This is a genomic window from Kothea flammea, assembly GCF_052161645.1.
Taxonomy (GTDB): domain Bacteria; phylum Planctomycetota; class Planctomycetia; order Pirellulales; family Pirellulaceae; genus Laterigemmans.
On sequence record NZ_CP197414.1, the window covers coordinates 506901 to 525325 of the forward strand.

Consider the following 18425-nt stretch of genomic DNA (forward strand, 5'->3'; position numbering starts at 1 on the left):
GCTGAATTGGTAACAGAGGGGCCTATTTGGATTGATTCTTTTATCCAAATGGGTAGTTTAAGGCGGGGATAGACTTTCCGCCCCGGTACCAATGCGAGAAATCGCCGAGAGTCGTCCAGGAAGTGGACGTGTTTTCTTGAGGAGAATGCTGGGGAAGCTCACCAGCTGGCGACGTAAGCCGTTTTCAGGTAACGACTTGTGGACTTGAGGAATTCGCGGAAAAAGTCCAAGGAAAAGTTTTTTCCGGTCGCCCGAGGGGGCAGCGTCAAGCGAGTGCCGGCACGGGACGACAAATTTAGCCCGGAGGGCGACAGATAAAAGGACCCAAGGCACGCCGAAAACCTACCTGCCTCCAGCGTAAAAACCGCGGCGTTAGCAGGCAAAATCAAGCTCGCCCTCGCCGCGCTAGCCTTTTCGTTTACGGAATCGCGAGAAAGGCGCCTGCCGTGGCGGCTGCTTGGTTGATCGCCGCGCGACGCTCGTAAGGCGGACGCTGCAGCAGCGCCGGTGCGCACGATCCCGGGCGGAAGTAGCCCAAGTGATAGTCGAGCTCGCAAGCCGGTTGGACAGTCATTAAGTAGGGGAGCATCGGTAACGTCGCGAAGAACTTGGCACCTGAAATCATCGGTTGCAATGCTCGATACCGCTCGTGACCATGACGCTCCAGCATCACCTCTTCGAAGTACAGCGGGTGGGAGAACGTATTGGGAGCTTGCCAAAAGTAAGCTGTTAGGGCCCATTCTGGTTCACGGTCGGCGAAACCCTCGGGGAGCGGAATCCGCGCCGTTAAATTCTCACCGCCGAAGTCCTCGGGGAGATTTTGGTTGCCGATCTGGCTGACATCGGTCGTGGGAGCGATCAGCGCCGGGATGATTAATTTCTTGCCCTCAATTACCGCCGTCCGATCATCTCCGAAAATCGAAGGAGCAACCACCAAGTTGTCACTGCCGCGATAGCTGTCTAGCCCGAAATCATCCCGCTGGTCCGGGACGTCACTCGGGCTGGGGCTGTCGAGTGGATCTTGGACAAGTGGATCTTGAACTGGGGCCAGCCGCACAAAGGCCTGCTCGTCGGCAGATCCGCTGGTACTTGTGGCGAAGCTGGCGAGCGTCGCTAACGCGGCCAGCAAAAGCAGGCGTTTTGACAAAGACATGACGGCTGAAATCCATTTCGGGCGACGGCAGCAAAGTGCGAGCGAAAGTCGGGAAAGGACTTTCGTTTCCGATCTGATGATGGTATCGGTGATTCAGGATGCATCGCATCAGCTGACACAGGTTCGCTCACTAAAACCGTTACAAACCCCCTTCTGCCTACTTGGTGGTCGGGTCGGAAGCTTCGGGATTGCCCCGTCCTTTACGCTTATTGGGAGTCTTCTCCTGAGCCGCATCTTTTTCCTGTTCGATAAACTTCATCGAAGCACTGTTCATGCAGTACCGCAGCCCGGTGGGGCGGGGGCCGTCTTCAAAGACATGTCCCAAGTGAGCTCGGCAACGGCTGCAGTGGACTTCCGTGCGGGGATAAAACATTTTCCAATCTGTTTTGGTGCCGACCGCTTCATCGTCGAGTGGTTGCCAAAAACTGGGCCAGCCGGTGCCGGACGCAAACTTCGTCTCAGACGTAAACAGCGGCTTGTCACAGACGATACAAACGTAGGTTCCCGGTTTTTTGTTATCCCAGTAAGCGTTGCGGAAAGCCGGTTCGGTTTCTTCTTCCTGGGTCACCAAATACTGAATCCGCGAAAGCCGTCGTCGCAATTCTGCCTTGGTCGGTGGTTTATACTCGTCTTTTTCTGCTTTTTCTGCCGTCGGAGGTTTCTTCTCGGATGATTGGTCCTCGCTATCTTGGCCCCAGCCAGTTGGTGACCAAACGAGCGCCCCGGCGATCAGCAGAGGCAGGCAGAACAGCGTGGTATGGTAAATTTTTCGAGTCAACATCTTTGCATTTCCCAGTGCGGGCGGTGGTGCGCAAAAACAACTCCACATTCTAACCACCTGGCTAGTGCCAAATAAAGAGAATATCGAGCGATTGAACTTCCCTGCACCCCTTTTGGCGATTATTTGACGTTGGCAGATTCTCAGAACCCCCAGCCGCCGGTGGCCCCCACCGTTGCGTCAGCGACTCGCTTGGCCGACCGCTGTGAGTCGCTCGGCAGTCGCTTGCGAATCAATCTGTTGTGCAAGGCGTTCCAGAGGCGAATTGTCGTCGATCGGCTTTCGCTGGAGATCGCAGCGGGCGAAATCGTCGCCTTGCTGGGGCCCAGCGGATGTGGCAAGACGACTTTGTTGCGGCTGATCGCTGGGCTGGAAGAGCCCGACAGCGGGAACTTGGAAATCGACGGTCAAGATGTCACCCGACTGGCTCCGCATCGACGCGGCGTGGGGTTCGTGTTTCAAGACTTGGCGCTCTATCCGCATCTCACGGTCGCTGAAAACTTGGCGTTTCCGCTCCGCAAAAGTGGCTTGGGACGGGCCGCCCGTCGGCAAACGGCTGAGCAGATCGCCGATTTGCTTGGCGTCCGTCCTTTTCTCAAACGCCATCCCGCGGACCTGAGCGGTGGTGAGCGGCAGCGAGTTGCCATTGGCCGGGGATTGGTGCACCGACCTGGGCTGTTGTTGTTTGATGAACCGCTGGCGCACCTCGATCCCCATTTACGATTGCAATTGCGAGCCGAGCTGGCGAGTTGGCGAAAAGCGATTGGGGGAACGACCATCTATGTTACGCACGATGCCAGCGAAGCGATGGCGATTGCCGATCGCGTGGCCGTGATGCAGGCAGGCCGCATCTGTCAGTTGGGGACTGTGGAAGAAATTTATCAGCGTCCAGCGAATCGCTTCATCGCGGCTCTGCTCAGCAGCCCTTCGTTAAATTTGCTGCCAGCCAGTTTTGACCAGCGAGGAAATTGTCTCTGTGGCCAGCAGATCATCGCCGGCTTGCAACCACCAACGCCGCTCGTCGCTGCCGCGCCAGTCTCGCTCGGCTTTCGACCCGCCAGCGTGCGGCTGGTTTCCAGCAGCCAGCGGGCGGCCGAAACTAGCCAAGCAGAAATCAGCCAAACGGGAACTACCCAAGTGGCGATCAGCCAAGTGGGTGTGGTGCTCGATCGCTTTCGGTTTCATGATCGGCACTGCCTGCAAATCAGCTCGCAGATTGGTTCGCAAATCAGCTCGCAGATTGGTCGTGGGGCCGCTCGTGAGATCGAGCAGATCCGAGCCTTGATTCCTGCTGAGTGCACAATCGGGATTGGTGACCAAGTTGTGTGGCAGGTCCCCGCCACGGAGGTCTTTGTCTTTCCCGCGAGCGATCCCGCAGATGCAGATGCAGATACTGACGCACATACAGGGGCAGGAAACGTCGTGGCGGAGCCGGAATGAGCCAAGTTCATTCGGTGGCCACCCCTTGGCTGCGACAGCGGAGTCAGACTCCCGCGATGCAGTTTGCCGTTTGTTTTTCCGCGGCGGTTTTCGTCGGTTTGCTGGCGATCGCCTTGCGGTTGCCCGCGTTGGGAGAAAGTCTCTGGGTGGACGAATTGCATACCGCCTGGGTGGTCGCTGGGAGCTGGGAGCAGGTTCCTCCGCGGGCCGCGATCGGCAATCAGACACCTTGGTATTTTTACGGACTATGGCTCTGGGCACAGTGCTTTGGCAGCAGTGAGTGGGCGCTGCGATTTCCCTCAGTCCTCTGCACCGCGGTGCTGGCCGGCTGGGCCGTTCCTTGGGTCGCTCGTTGGAGCGGGCGGGTCAGCGTGGGAGTCGTCGTCGGCCTGTTGTTGGCCGTCGAACGGAATGCGATCTTTTACGGAACCGAAGCTCGCTGCTATGGGGCTGTGATGTTAGCCGTGGGCTTGGTGGCTGTTTGCTTGGTCGAGCTGCGGGGCGGTTTCCCCGGATGCCGGGGCAGGGGAGCGGGGCATTGCGAGCGGCCTTCGTGGTGGGCTGCCGGCGGTTTGTTGCTCTCAACGATGGCTGCGGTGATGCTGCATGTCACGGCCTTGTTAGCGGTGGCCGGACTGGTGGCGTTAAGTTTGTTGCTGGAGCTGGTCTCGATGATTTGCGGCCGGCGTGAGGCTCGTCAAAAGCTTGCTGCCGGTGCTAACAATCCTGCACTTGCCGCTCGCCCCGCCTCGCGGCAGCTGTTTTTGTTAATCGGCGGCTCGGCCAGCTTGGGTGTGTTGTTAGCGTTGGCGATGAACTGGGATTTGATCACCGACGTGTGGGGGCGTCGCGAACAGTGGAACGCTTTCGGGCGTGCCAGCCGGTTGGCCGAGTTGTGGCAAATTTGGCCCTGGGGGTGGCTGGTGTTGGTCCCCATGATCGGTTGGCAGATATCTTCCATCCGTTGGCAACTTTCTGTCACACCTTGGAAGATATCTAGCAAGTGTTGCAGCTGGGGTGGAGTCAGCTGGGGTGTGGTGCTGTTGCTCGCTGTGATCGGAGTAACAGGGGTTGCTTGGTGCGTCTCCTACGTCGGCTTGGCTGCGGTTTGGCATCGTCGGTTTTTGGTCGGGCTGTTGCCGCCGTTGTGTTGCGCCAGCGGTTATTTTTGGGATCGTTGGCGAGGTGGGTTGGCCAGCCGCGGGGGGTGGTTCGTTTGGATCGGACAGTTGGTCTTTTGTGCCGTGCCGTTGGGGTTGTTGGCAACGCAAGGTTCGATCGGCAAGTGGGCTGCGGGTGAGCGGCGGTTGGTGCAGCGGGGCGAAGCTTGGCGCGAGCTGGGAACCTATTTGCAGACGCATCGCCGCGGAGGGGATCGGCTGATGCTGGCGGCCGAGTTGTTGGAATCGAATTGGATCCACGATGGTTGGCCGCCGGCTGTTCCTCGCTCCTTGGCTGAAACGTACGTGGCTTATCCTTTCCACGGCTCGTACGCTGCGAGTTTCGCGACCGACGAGGAGACCATCATCTTGGGGCCGCTCAACCGGACGTTAACGCAACAACAACTTGGCGAACAATTGGCCGCTTGGTCAGCAGTTTCCGATCAACGGCAATCGGCAGCGGGGACCGTCTGGCTGGTGACGCGTCGTCCCCGCAGCAAAATGCGGGCCTATTTGTCGGAGCTGCTCCCCCGCCCGACTGGCGAGTTGCCTGCGGGTGACTCGCTCCTAGGCACCACGCAGTTGGGCATCGAGTATGAGGTGCTCGCTTTTCACCGACTTTCTTTGGTGCGTTTCTCCTTGCCCGAGCGGTAAAATGATAAATATTTAGGACCTATCCGAAAACTGTGAGCCGAAGGCGCTAGCCGCGGGCCTTTTTTTGTGGTTTCTGAATAGGTTCTTGGATCTTTGAACAGCGTTGACTGTTGTTACGGAGAAGCCGGGGAGACGGGTATTGTTGCTGGGAGTGCGAAAGTGGTGTTGTTTTGTACTTTCGGCGGAGCGAAAGGCGACTATGTACGTGCCAAATTAAAAGCGTTGTCAATGCGAATGCAGAGTACGATTCGATCGATTGTGACCACTTTAGTGGTTGGGTTGGTTGGGCCAGCAATGTGCCCGATTTGCTTGGCGACTGATGGAGCCGTCGTGGCTGATGACGCCACCGCTGCGGATCAATTGAGTGCGGCGGAGCGTGGTTACCGCTTCTTAGTCGAGAAGGCCTACTTGCCGGCTGATTTCGATCAGGAAACTTTCGACGCCGTTTGGCAAACATGGCCTGCCGAGCTGCGAGCGAAAGCGGAAGCTGTTGATAGCGATGCGCGGCGGGAGATGAGCTATCGTCGCTACGGATTAAACGCGCGGATTGACGATCCCCAGCAGCGGCCATTGCAGTATGTGGTCAGCCGGTCGGGCGAGTGGACGATGAACTGTTTCGCTTGTCATGGCGGACGTGTTTATGGAAAAGCTTATCCCGGAGCGCCGAACAATGAATATGCCTTGCAGACATTGACCGAAGAGATTCGCCGGGCCAAGTTCAAGATTGGCAAGCAGCTGACGCGGATGGATTTGGGATCGTTGGTAATGCCTTTGGGCTCGACGGTGGGACGCACCAACGCCGTGATGTTTGGCGTTGGTTTGATGCATTACCGGCGAGGCGATTTGAGTATCGATACCGACGTGCCCCGTCCCGAGATGACGCATCATGACATGGACGCGCCGCCCTGGTGGCACTTTCACCGTCGGCCGCAGATTTACATCGACGGCTTTGCCGAGCGTGGGCATCGCGGCTTAATGCAATTTATGTTGGTGCGCGAGAATGGTCCGGAAAAGTTTCGCGAGTGGGAAGATGACTTTCGTGATGTGTATGCTTATTTGATGTCGTTGAGGCCGCCAAAGTATGATCGCCCGATCGATGCAGCCTTGGCCGATCGGGGGCGGCTGTTATTCAATGACACCTGCGCGCGATGTCATGGCACTTATGGTGATGGCAGTGAGTATCCCGCCGTCATGGTGCCGCTCGACGAAGTTGGTACCGACCCTGTGCGACTCGCCGCTTTACCAGTTGCTGGTCGCGAAAAATATGCTAGTAGTTGGTTCGCGGCGGCTAGCGAAGCGGACGAGCAAACCACCGTTACCGATCCCGTCGGCTACGTGGCGCCACCGCTTGATGGCGTCTGGGCGAGTCCTCCGTATTTCCACAATGGCAGCGTGCCGACTTTGTGGCACGTCTTAAACCCCGAGCAGCGGCCCCAGTTGTGGCGGCGAAGCGCAGTGGAGATCGACGAGCAGCAGGTTGGCTTTCAGATCGAAACGGCCGATCGTATTCCGTTGCGACAGTTAGATATTGCAGAGCGAAGAAGTTGGTTTGACACGCGAGGCTTTGGCAAATCAGCCGCCGGGCACGATTTCGCTTTGGAGTTAACCATCGAAGAGCGGCAAGCAGTACTAGAGTATCTAAAAACGTTGTAGGGCAGTGGCTAGTGGCTAGTGGCTAGTGGCTAGTGGCTAGTGACGCGGAGAGGGGCCGGAGTTCGAGTATCGAGTGCGGTAAGGCCTGAGGCTGACAGATCACTCGTTCTCGCTTCACCGGACCGTGGCAACAGAGCAGGTCAGCCGGACGGGGGATCGACCACTGGGGATCATCCTGACGCTATTTTCTCCGCATATTTTCCGCAGAGTCTCGATAACTGGCCGTTCCACCGCGCCCGTACTGTCTCAGCCGGTCATTGTGCGGTAAAACGGACGTTTAGGGCTGAGACGCGACGGATTTTTTGCGGTGCAGCCCAGCTATTTGCCATCTTCGTGTGGACTTGATCGCTCACACGTTTTCGCCACGGAGTTAACGACTCGATGACTACGCAATTAATCGCCGCTCGTGCTGGAAATATTACCCCGGAAATGGAATTTGTCGCTGAACGGGAAGGGTTGCCCGTGGAGACGATTCGGGATGAAGTTGCCGCTGGCCGGATGGTGATTCCCGCCAACAAAGTCCACATCGCCGGGGTGTTGGAACCGATGTGTATCGGCGTCGCGAGCAAGTGCAAGATCAATGCTAATATTGGCAACAGCGCCGTGACCAGCAACGTCGAAGAAGAGCTGGAAAAGCTGCATACTTCGGTCCACTTTGGGGCCGACACGGTGATGGATTTGTCGACTGGCAAAGATATCGACAACATCCGCAAAGAGATTATCGCCAAATCGCCAGTCCCGATCGGAACGGTGCCGATCTACCAAATGCTGGAAGAGCTCGGTGGCAACATCGAAGACATGCGGGCTCAGCATTTTCTTGATATGGTCGAGCACCAGGCCAAGCAGGGGGTCGACTACATGACGATTCACTGCGGCGTCAAGCTGGAGCATTTGCACCTCAGCGTCAATCGCGTAACGGGGATCGTCAGCCGCGGAGGATCGTTGATCGCCAAGTGGATGATGGCGCATCAAAAGCAGAATCCGCTGTACGACGCCTTCGACGATTTGTGCGACATCATGCGAGAGTATGACGTGACTTGGTCCCTAGGGGATGGGATGCGTCCCGGTTCGATCGCTGATGCCTCGGACGAGGCTCAGTTTGCGGAATTGGAAGTGCTCGGTGAATTGACCAAACGGGGACAAGAGAATGGCACGCAAGTGATGGTCGAGGGACCGGGCCACATTCCCATGCATCAAATTCAGATGAACATGGAAAAGCAAGCGGAGATTTGCAACGGCGCCCCGTTCTACGTGCTGGGCCCGTTGGTGACCGATGTGGCTCCCGGGTACGACCACATTACCAGCGCCATCGGCGCGGCGATGGCGGGCTGGCACGGAGCAGCCATGTTGTGCTACGTGACTCCCAAAGAGCACCTCGGTTTGCCCAACCGCGAAGATGTCAAGCAAGGAGTGATCGCTTATAAAATCTCCGCCCACGCGGCCGATGTGGCCCGCGGCCGTAAAGGGGCCCAGGATCGCGACGATGCATTGTCCCGAGCTCGTTTTGGCTTTGATTGGAATGAGCAATTTCGACTCTCGCTCGATCCTGAAACGGCGCGAGCTTATCACGATGAAACACTGCCCCAAGACACTTTCAAAAGTGCTCACTTCTGCAGCATGTGTGGCCCCAAGTATTGCTCGATGAAGATCACTGAGGATATTCGCAAGATGGCTGCCGAGAACAAGCTGGTCGAAGTTGTCAGCGAGCCCGCTGAAAAGTAGCAGCGGTTATTTGTTCAGCGACCGCTTGAAGGCTTCGAGCGAATCGCGGAATTTTCGCGGCGGTGCCATCCTTTGGCCACTGTCGCGAATTTGTGGTAGAGCGTCCGATTGTTGTTTCATACGACGTTGGTCACTCATTTGATCGGGGCGAATCCCCAAGCTCTTCAACGATTCTTCGAACTGTTTACGGTTCTCAGCTGAACCGTCATCCGCCAACTTGCGAGCTTGCTCCCAGCGCTGCGTAAAGCGGCGCAATTGTTCGGGAGTCCAGCCCAGTTCATCCAGCAGTTCCTGGTCCGGCGTGTCGCGTTGCGATTGCAGTTCGTCCAGCACCAAGTCGGTTGCTTTGCGAGCCGCTTCCACATCGACCGGATCGGGAGCGGGTGGCGCTGCCGCATCGGGACCGCCACTTGGTCCGCTGCTGGAAGCATTTCCGGAACCTTCACCGCTGGCACCACTGTTCGCCGCACCGATTTCCGCAGCCGCGTTCTCGGACCCTTGCGAGGAAGGCTGTGAGGATGGATCGCCGCCTGATTCGCTGGAACCGGGCTGGCTTTCGCCACTTTCCGATCCCTCGCCCTGCGAACCTTCTTGAGGCTGGGGTCGCTCGCCACCCGGTTGCTGTTCTCCGCCGGGTTGTTGTTCGCCGCCGGGTTGTTGTTCGCCAGCAGGTTGTTGTTCGCCGCCGGGTTGTTGTTCGCCGCCGGGTTGTTGTTCGCCAGCAGGTTGCTGTTCGCCGCCAGGTTGCTGTTCGCCGCCCGGTTGTTGTTCGCCGCCCGGTTGTTGTTCGCCGCCCGGTTGTTGTTCGCCGCCCGGTTGTTGTTCGCCGCCCGGTTGTTCTTCGCCGCCAGGTTGTTGTTCTCCGCCAGGTTGTTGTTCTCCGCCCGGCTGTTGTTCTCCGCCCGGCTGTTGTTCTCCGCCCGGTTGTTGTTCTCCGCCCGGTTGTTGTTCTCCGCCCGGTTGTTGTTCTCCGCCAGCAGGTTGTTGTTCGCCGCCCGGTTGCTGTTCGCCGCCAGCAGGTTGTTGTTCGCCGCCCGGTTGCTGTTCGCCGCCAGCAGGTTGTTGTTCGCCACCAGGTTGTTGTTGAGCTCCCGGTTGTTGTTCAGCTCCCGGCTGCTGTTCACCAGCGGGTTGTTCATTGCCCCGCTCATTGCCAGCAGCCTGTTCTCCATCAGCTTGGTTGTTTGGCTGTTTTTGTTGACCGTCTTGCGGTTGTTGCTGTTGCTGAGCGTTGCCGCCTTGAGATTCTTCTTGTTTGCGTTTGAAGTAATCGCGCATCCGCTCCATGGCTTCGCCATCGTTGCTCGGCGGTTGCTTGGGCGACTCGCGATCTCCGGATTGGTTGCCGTTGCTATCGGTCGCCGACTGCGACCCGTCGGTTGATTGAGCCTGATCTCCGGCAGTCTGATCTCCCGCAGCCTGATCTCCGGCAGTCAGGTCTCCGGCAGTCTGGTCTCCGGCAGTCTGGTCTCCGGCAGTCTGGTCTCCGGCATCCTGATCTCCGGCAGTCTGGTCTCCGGCAGCCTGATCTCCGGCAGTCTGGTCTCCGGATTCGCCTTGTTGACTTCCTTCGCCCTCTTGGTTTTGCCGATCAGCGGAATCTTGTGGCTCTTGGTTCGCGTTGGAATCGCCGGTTTTTGACCCGTTATTCTCGGAAGACGGTTGTTGATTATCGTCGGCGGGAGGTGAATCACCGGAGGTTTGGTTCGCGTTGGATTCACCCGACTCGCCGGAGCCACCACTTCCTGAACCTTCTTTGTTCTGTTCGTCGCTTTGATTTTCCTGTTCGCTATCGCCTTCGCCGCTGGAACCCCCTTCGCCTTCACCGGATTGGCTGTCAGTTGCTTCGCCCTCGGCGCCAGCACCACCCCCTTGCTCGCCTTCCCCCTGTTGTTGTTTATCTTGTTGTTGCTCGCCGCTCGGTTGATTGTCTTGAGGTTCCAGCCCATCACCATCTTCGGCGGGCGAGTTCCGTTTGGGAGGCGCGGCAACCCGCAGTTCAATCGGATCAGAAACGGACTCGATTGGTTGTTGGCGAGGTTCCTTGGGCAGTGGTCGGTTATCGCGGGCAACGGCTTCGATCGTGATTACGTCGCCGACGTTGAAGCCGAGATCCGAGGGACGGAAGCGATAGAGGGCGACTTGGTTTCCACGCACACCCTGCGGGTCTGAAAACAGCACCGGTTCATATTCGACTCGCGTCTTGTGGCGAATTCTCAAGCGAATTTCTGACAAGCCAAAGTCGGGATCGAGAGCGCGGACTTCGATTAATTGCTGGGAGCCCAGGGGGACATCCTTGGGCCAGGTGGCCGGAACAGCGATTCGCACTTCGGGGGCGAGATCGGGGATGACTCGCACCGGGTAGACAATTGGGTCGGGGTTGGCTGTTTCGGTTTCGTCCCAGACTCGCAAGCGATAACTGTCGATCACTGGCGCTCCGCCGCCGCCAAGTTTTGTGCGGAGGTCCCAGGTGGTGGAAACCGTTTTGCCGTCGGTGGAAATATCAAGTTCGGCAAAACCAGCCGTGGCCGATGCGCGTCCATTGACGCTCCGCGGATTGAATTCAATTCGCCCCCGCACGACGGGCCGATTGGTGGCTGCCGCGATTGTCACCGTGGTCCCGGAGAGTGCTTCGATATTGCCGGTTCTGAGCACGCGACGAGGCAAGCCGGTGTAAGCGGGTGGTAAATACTCCACCGAGTTAATCACCAGCGTCGGCTCATCCCGCACGGCGACTTGGTACAGCTCTGACTGGGCATCGCCAGCGGAGATTTGGTAGGAAAAATTTTCCGTCATGAGTTCGGTTGGCAGCTCGCCGACAAAGAGTCGGGGAGTATCAGCCGGTCGCATTGCGATGGAGCTGGTGCTGGCCGGGCTGCGCACATCGACCCGCGGCAGTTCGTTGCTGAGCAGCCCTTCGATTTTGGCGGTTACCTGCAGCGGGCGACCGAACACCGCTTCACTGTCTCCGGGAGTCACTTCGCTGATCCGCACTCGCGTGGGCGGAGCGATTTCAGCTAGCGGAGCCGCTAAGCGACCGAGAGACTGGAAACTGCTGGAGGGAAACAAGGCAAAATAAAAGGCCAGCAGAGCGAAAATGCCGAGCGCGATCATTGCCAACCGCATCGTCCCGGCCGATTCCGAGGGCATGGTCATGCCGGCTGATTTTAGCTGTCGCGCGGCGCGGGCTCCGATCGAACGAACGACAATTCCCCGCAACCCGCTGGCCTCGCGATCTTCCCGCAAGGTGACGTAGCTGGTCAGCGCGTGCCGCAGTTCGGGCGTGTCTTGTTCGAGGCTGAAAGCGGCGTATTCGGAACTGACTCGCATCCTCAGCAGCGGATAAATGCGTTTGGCGATCCACCAACTGCCCGATCCCACCGCCAGCACCGCGAGCAACAGGCGAGCTACTTTGTCGAGCCCCCAAATCCATTGATCGACGATGGCAAAGATCAACAAACCGGCCATCCCCACCGTCACCAGCCGCAGGGTGGCGTTAGCCATCGCCGCACGCCACAAAGCAGCGCGGGCCGCCGCCAAGTGTTCTCCAATCAGAATATCACCAGCGTCGGGTGCCGAGTCGCCAGCTTTATCTGGATCGCGAGGTTTATTGGGAAGAGCGGAAACAGCTGACACGAAACACCGCTGGGATAAGGAGAAAAGCAAGCCATCAACCTACATTTCATTATAGGCTGCTGAGCAATGAAGGCGAATCGCTTTTGCTCCCTATCTGGAAAACCGCTCCAGTTGTTCGTGGAGATGCCAATCGTCAGGCGCGTCGAGCAGGCATTGCTGCTCAACGCCGATCGCTGCGGCGACTTGTCCGCGACGGAACAGGACTTCCGCCAAAGTGTCTCGATAGGAGGTTCTCAAGGGGGCCAGGAAGACCGCCCGGCGAGCTAGTTCCAAGGCGCGATCGTCAGCTTTATCGTTAATGGCTGCCACCCAGGCCATGTTGTTCATGGTGTTGGCATCCAGTGGAAACTTTTTCAGATATTCATCTCCGACAGCCAACATTTGGGCGAGCAACCGATCTGCCATCGCCTCGTGCCCCGCTGCTCGGGCTCTCACTAATTCCTTCTCGGCGAGGTCGATGTTCAGCGGCAAAAACTGAAGGCTGTGGGTAAATGCTTGTTCCGCAGCTTGAGGATCGTCACGCTCCAAGGCGGCCAAAGCATCTAATCGCTGGGTGTTGGCCGCGAGGGTCAGGTAGGCGGCTGCGTTGGAAAAGCCGCCGCTACTGCCCAGCAATTTGATCACGGCGATGCGGTGCCAGAGGCTGGCCTCAGCCGGATTGTCAGCTTCGATGGCTGCGACGTATTTAATGGCCTTGCTGTAAAAGTCAGTGGCCGAACCATCGGGGCCCAAAGCATTGTTGAGATCGAAGGCTGCGAAGCGAAGTTCGTACGGCGCGTAGGCAGCTTGCCGTTCCGGGTATCCCAAACGAGTAAGTTGTTCGAAATAGTCTGCTTGAAAGGCGTTTGCCGGTTGAAAGGGCATCAGGTCTAAAGCTTGGAAGATCATCTGGCTTTCTTCGATCCGCCCCAAAATTCGCAGTGTCACCGCTTGCCCGAGCAGCGCGCTGCAAGCGGAGGGGAGTTTGGTCTCGGTTGCCCTCGCCTGACGCAGCAGCAGGATGCTGGAGGGGGAGACCAGCTGGCGATAGGCCAGCTCGTAGTATTTCAAAGCAATCGTCGGCTCACCGGAAGCCAACAAGTAATCGGCGAACTTGAGATAGGAAGTTGGCGCGTTATTTTCTAATTCGGCTGAGTAAGCTTGCTGAGCCAAATCTTGACGTCCCAGAGCGGCAAAGAAATCGCCCCGGCTGAGTGCATCGGCGCGACCGCTACGAAACCATCGTTGGGCCGCCGGGGAACTCGGTTGGGTGGCGTCAAACAGTTTGTCAAGATCGCTTTGACGGTCCCAGTCCGCCGGTAATTCGCCGTCGATCAACTGCAACATGGTCAGCCAATGTTCCCGCGGCGTGATGCCTGGCCGTAGCGTGGCGACCGCACCGGCAACGGTTTGAAACAAGTTGCCATTGCCTTCGGTCAGCGCGTAACCCATCCCGTTGCCAACTTTTTCCGAGGTGGGGCTATCGACCGCGGCGATGATTTCCGCGGCCAGCGGGTTTAAACCAAACCGATGCGCGCGGAGCGACGCTTCCCCGGCTCGCACCCAAGTGTTGGAGTCGCCGTCGACTGCCTTGGCGGGATTCTGCAAGTCGCCGAGCCGTCGCAGCAGCGTTTCGCTGGTTTGAAAATCACCGATCGAGCGGAAGAAACGAAACGCGGTAAAGATGCGTTCTTGCGCGCTGCTGGCGGTCAGCTCACTGGCCTGCAACGCTTCCTCCTTGTCACCCTTCTTGGCGATTTCCAACCAGTTGTTGAGTTGCTGATGAGGATTGATTGGGTCGAGGTCGAGGGTCGCGAAAGCGGCTTCCCAGTCTTGTTGTCCGGCCAGTAAATCGGCGGCCGCTTGTGGGTCCAATCGCCGCGAGACTTCGATCGCTTCGCTGAACATGCCGGCGACCGCCAAGCTCCGCCACCGCGAGGATGAGCTCCCCGATTCCTGCCGCATCGCCGCGGCCGCTCGGCGAAGGTCCTCTTCCAAGCCCGCGTAGCTAGCTGCCAAAATCCAAGTCACATACTGCTGCAGCGTGGCCTCGACGGGCAAATCGGGTTCGGTGGATTGCTCCGCCACGGTCGCCAGTCCGGCCCAATCGCCAGCCAGCATTCGCAGTGTCGAATCCCAGTCGGCACGTTGGTAGCCTTGTGCAGCGGCGGCGGCCAGATCTTGGCGACCAAGTACGCTCCAAGTGACCACGGCGGCTTCGGCTTGCCGCGCTTCCGGCCAGTCGGCAGCGCAGGCCGGCAGCAGATTTTCCGCAGTCACCTGTTCGCCCATCCGCTCGATCAAAACCGCGCGAGCAACCGCCAGCGGGATCGTCGTGGCCGCTTGGTCGAGCAGCTCAAGTACCAGATCGAGCTGGCCCCGCTCCTGGCCAACCAAAATCAAAGCCGGATATTGGGCCGTGATCTGGCGGGCGATCTCCAGTTCGACTGTTTCGCGGTCAGCAGCCAACTGATGATGCCGCGCCACCTCGATCGCTTCCCGCAAATAACCCTCGCGAATCAACATCGAGATCGCGGCAGCTGGATTCACGCGAGCTTGGGACAGTTGACGTTGCACGGCTGGCGGCAGGTCGGCTAACAGCCCGATCTCCCAACGTTCAAGGATCCACTTGGCGCGGGCCGCGGTTTCCGGATCGTCGCTCTTGCTCAATTCCCACACCGCGGCTCGCGACCGTTGATAATCGGTCCAAGAATCGAACATCGCCGCTTTCCGCCGGGTGTATGACGGCGAGGCGAGCTGTTCGGCCAGGCTCTCGGTGGGGACTGGATCGTCGACTAGGAAACGGTCGGGGGCGGTGCGACCGGCGAAGTCGGGGGAACGCCCCCGCGGCCCGTCTTGCTGGGCCACACTTTTCTGGGCCACTTTTTTCTGAAGGGACTGGGCCAGCAGGGAGTTGCCTGGCTGCATCACAGAGCCGAGAATGACCGACACTAGCCCGCTGAGTAGCAGGCCGTGGCGAGCCAGCTTCATTCGGCTCACAGCCAGCTGCACCCGATTCACGGATTGTCGATCTTCTCGGTCGTAGAATATTGGCATAGCAGTATCAGCCGTTGTGTACTCGCCGTTGTCATTTCGCAGCCGCGCAGCAGTTATATTGCCGCGTATCAGTTATATTATCGTACCGCGCCGTCAGGCCCAGGTGTCGCGATTTCACCTTTGTGCCTCGTGTTTCCCCATCCATTTTCCTGCCGAGCCGTTCAAGCGGCGCAAGGGGTTCAGATGATCAGCAAGTTTATCACCAATTTTCGAGCGAACACTAGCGGTTCGGCCGTCGCTGGCCGCCAGTCCAGCATGACCGCCCGCAAGTCCCGCTGCATAACACTGGGGCTCGGGCTGGCAGTCGGTTCGTTGGCCGCTTTGTCCCAGCCGAGTATTGCCGAGGCGGCCGATTCCTGGAAACATTGGCGGGGGGAATTGGCTCAAGGGGTCGCGCCCGAGGGTGATTACCCGGTCAGCTGGAAGAGTGGTGACGCGCAGTGGCGCGTCGACCTCAAGGGACGTGGTGGTAGCACGCCAGTGGTCAGCGGTGAGCTGGTTTTTATCACTGCCGGGTTCGATGGCAAGAACTTTTTGCAAGCGTTTGATGCGAACTCCGGCGAGCTTCGCTGGGCAGTTCACTTGGGTGACGACACGGGTGGCAAGCACAAAAAGGGCAGCGGCAGTAACCCCTCGCCGACGACTGACGGTAAGTATGTCTACGCCTATTATCGCAGTGGTGATTTGGCGTGCGTTGACATGTCGGGCCAAGTCGTTTGGCAACGCAACTTGCAAGAGGATTATGGGCAGGACACGTTGTGGTGGGACCTTGGTTCCAGCCCGTTGTTGACCGACAAATCGATCGTGGTGGCGGTCATGCAGTCGGCGCCTAGCCCCAGCTATTTGGCCAGCTTTGACAAGTTGACCGGCGACGTTGTCTGGAATGTCAGTCGTGAACTGCCGGCACCTCGCGAAGCGGCTCAAAGTTACACTTCGCCCATCCCGGCGACGGTCAATGGTCAAGAACTGATCGCCTTGATGGGGGCCGACCATTTGACTCTGCACGATGCCAACACGGGAAAAATTTTGGCTCAGCTGGGAGGATTCAACCCGGAACAGAACGAGTTCTTTCGTTCCATCGCATCACCGGTTGTGGCTGGTAACATTATCATTTGTCCCTACGCGCGGGGCGCTTCGGTGACGGCCGTCGACATGGCCAAACTGCTCGCCGGTGCCGGTGAGCAAGCGATCGTGTGGCAACAGGTCGGCATCGGGGCTGACGTGCCCACGCCGGTGGTGCGGGACGGTCGCGTCTATCTCAACCAAGATCGCGGGCAAGTGTTAGCTCTCGATCTCGAGTCGGGAGATACCGCTTGGGAACTGGAACTGCCAAAGAATCGCAAGAACTATTCCAGCAGCCCGCTGCTGACTGGCAGCCACTTGTACCTCACCCGCGAGGACGGACAAGTAATGGTAATCAAGTTACCCGGCGATGCGGGACAGCCCGAGTTGGTTTCCGAAAATGGGCTGGGTGACGACAGCGAGTTCACCGTGGCTAGCCCCGTGCCGGTCGGCGATGGTTTGTTGTTCCGCACGCCCAATAGTTTGGTGATGATCAAATAGGCTTTGGTTGTGCGGGTTGGTATTCTTCCGTCGAGCTTGCCTCTGCGGAGGAAACAAGTGGCAGCTCTGGCCCTCTAAGGGATCTCGTTGAGCGTGTAATAGGCGTTCGCGTGCACGAGTGGTGTAGCATCTGCGGCCGCGCGAATGGCCTTCAGATCAAACTCGTGCACGTGCCCTTGAACCAGCCCATCGACGGTCAAATGAACACTCAAGCCGTCTGCTGAAACGTTGGCGGCGGTGACTGTGGGAGTGGTATGATCGACTTCGGGGCTGCCATAACCGGCTTGATAGATATGCGTGTAAGTCGACAACGCGTAGGAGCCAGGCATGGCCGCCACCTCGCGGTTCACCGGTTTGGTAAAGGTGATCAGAAAGCCGTCAGGCCGGGCGTTAATCTGCTTGATCTCAAAGGGGACTTTGCCAGTCCACTCCAGCCGTTGCAAGGCGTAAGGTTTGGGGCCGCGGACCGGCCAACCTCGATTCGTGCCGCCCACAACCAAATCCCCTTGGGGCGTGAATTGGCAAGCTAACAAACCGGTCGCTAGCCCTTCACGAAATGGATAGCAAGCACCTTGCCAGACTCCATTGATTTGCTCGGTGGTGGCTCGCATCACCACGCTCAGGCTGAAGTCGCCGATGAAAATTTGATTCTCAAAAGGACCGAATTTCCCGCCGCTGCGATCGACGACGAAGCCCGAGATCGAACGTCCCATTTTGCGATAGGGAAAAACCACCGCGTAGGGAACCAACTCTTCCACCTGTTCGCTCTCAATCGCGAGGCGAGACTGTGACTTGGGTTCCAGCGGAGCGGTTGCGAACGGGTTGCTGGCTGCTGCTTGCTTGCTGGCCAGTTCAGCGGCCAACGGGTACCAGTTAAAGCTGGCCGGGTGCCCCATGAATCCGCCGGGTTGCAAGACTTTGAGAGAACAGGAGCCGTTCCAGGGGCCTTGGCTTTCGGCGTAGAACATCACACCCTGTTCATTGGTGCCGATGCCACAGGGGCTGCGGATGCCGCTGCAAACTGGGATGGTTTCGCCTTCCGGTGTGACTTTCACGCACCAACCTCGCAGCGGAACTTTGGACTGGTACGATTCGGACAAACAGAGGGCAACCCAAGTGTTGCCAGCTTGGTCGGGTTTGGACCCAAAAGCGAACTCGTGGTAGTTGCGAAATCCCCACACGTCGCTGAGCGTCTCAAAGGAGTCGGCGCGTCCATCCTGGTTTTGATCCGAGACCCGCGTGACCTCGGTCTGCTGAGTCACGATGAATTGGCCGTCCCGAAAAGCGAGTCCGGTGACTTCATCGAGGCCCGCGGCGTAGGTTTGAAACGTAGTTTTGGGAAACTTGTCGAAGGCTCCATCGACTAGCAAAATTTCGCCACGCCGCGTGCCGATCGCCAGCCGTTGATCGGGCAGGACTTCGAAGCTGGACGCTTCCAACGCCAGTTCCTCCGGGAACGGAATGTCGACAATCCGATAGTACTTGGCTTCCTCTTCGGCTGTCCCCCAGTATTCACCGAGCGTGTCGGCCAGCGCCCTGTCGCTGCTCGTGATGCCAAGCAGCGTGAGGCCAAGCATTATAAGACCAAGCATTGTAAAGCCGCTCTTCAGCAACCAGCAAAGTCGCATGT

General features: G+C 58.4%; 9 protein-coding genes and 1 pseudogene. 5 read left to right on the forward strand and 5 right to left on the reverse strand.

Going from position 1 to position 18425, the window contains the following annotated elements:
• Positions 1-418: 418 nt before the first annotated feature.
• Together SH139x_RS01700 and msrB are read right to left on the reverse strand one after the other, a co-directional pair.
• Positions 419-1153 (reverse strand): hypothetical protein, encoded by a 735-nt coding sequence (locus tag SH139x_RS01700; RefSeq protein ID WP_488353562.1) that lies wholly within the window; start codon positions 1151-1153, stop codon positions 419-421.
• 157 nt (positions 1154-1310) lie between these two features.
• Positions 1311-1934 (reverse strand): peptide-methionine (R)-S-oxide reductase MsrB, encoded by a 624-nt coding sequence (gene msrB, locus SH139x_RS01705; RefSeq protein ID WP_488353563.1) that lies wholly within the window; start codon positions 1932-1934, stop codon positions 1311-1313.
• 129 nt (positions 1935-2063) lie between these two features.
• Between msrB and SH139x_RS01710 the strand changes: the two genes are divergently transcribed.
• From SH139x_RS01710 to thiC, 4 genes and pseudogenes are all read left to right on the forward strand, one after another.
• Positions 2064-3371, forward strand: coding sequence for an ABC transporter ATP-binding protein (locus SH139x_RS01710; RefSeq protein WP_488353564.1), 1308 nt, complete (start codon positions 2064-2066; stop codon positions 3369-3371).
• Positions 3368-5185, forward strand: coding sequence for a hypothetical protein (locus tag SH139x_RS01715; RefSeq protein ID WP_488353565.1), 1818 nt, complete (start codon positions 3368-3370; stop codon positions 5183-5185). Before SH139x_RS01710 ends, SH139x_RS01715 begins: the two co-directional genes overlap by 4 nt.
• A gap of 228 nt (positions 5186-5413) precedes the next feature.
• Positions 5414-6838, forward strand: coding sequence for a c-type cytochrome (locus tag SH139x_RS01720; protein WP_488353566.1), 1425 nt, complete (start codon positions 5414-5416; stop codon positions 6836-6838).
• A 360-nt stretch (positions 6839-7198) separates the two neighbouring features.
• Positions 7199-8560: pseudogene (gene thiC, locus SH139x_RS01725) on the forward strand (phosphomethylpyrimidine synthase ThiC); the annotation flags it as partial.
• A 6-nt stretch (positions 8561-8566) separates the two neighbouring features.
• Here the strand turns inward: thiC and SH139x_RS01730 are convergent.
• Both SH139x_RS01730 and SH139x_RS01735 read right to left on the reverse strand, forming a co-directional pair.
• Complete coding sequence (locus SH139x_RS01730) at positions 8567-12196, reverse strand: hypothetical protein (protein ID WP_488353567.1); 3630 nt, start codon at positions 12194-12196, stop codon at positions 8567-8569.
• 90 nt (positions 12197-12286) lie between these two features.
• Positions 12287-15232, reverse strand: coding sequence for a hypothetical protein (locus tag SH139x_RS01735; RefSeq protein WP_488353568.1), 2946 nt, complete (start codon positions 15230-15232; stop codon positions 12287-12289).
• Between the two features lie 183 nt (positions 15233-15415).
• Here SH139x_RS01735 and SH139x_RS01740 point away from each other — a divergent pair, with 183 nt between their 5' ends.
• Positions 15416-16795 carry an outer membrane protein assembly factor BamB family protein gene (locus tag SH139x_RS01740; protein ID WP_488353569.1) on the forward strand — a complete coding sequence of 460 codons (1380 nt, stop codon included), beginning with the start codon at positions 15416-15418 and terminating at the stop codon, positions 16793-16795.
• Positions 16796-16869: 74 nt separating this feature from the next.
• Here SH139x_RS01740 and SH139x_RS01745 read toward each other — a convergent pair whose 3' ends face one another.
• Positions 16870-18423, reverse strand: coding sequence for a DUF7133 domain-containing protein (locus tag SH139x_RS01745; protein WP_488353570.1), 1554 nt, complete (start codon positions 18421-18423; stop codon positions 16870-16872).
• Positions 18424-18425 lie beyond the last annotated feature (2 nt).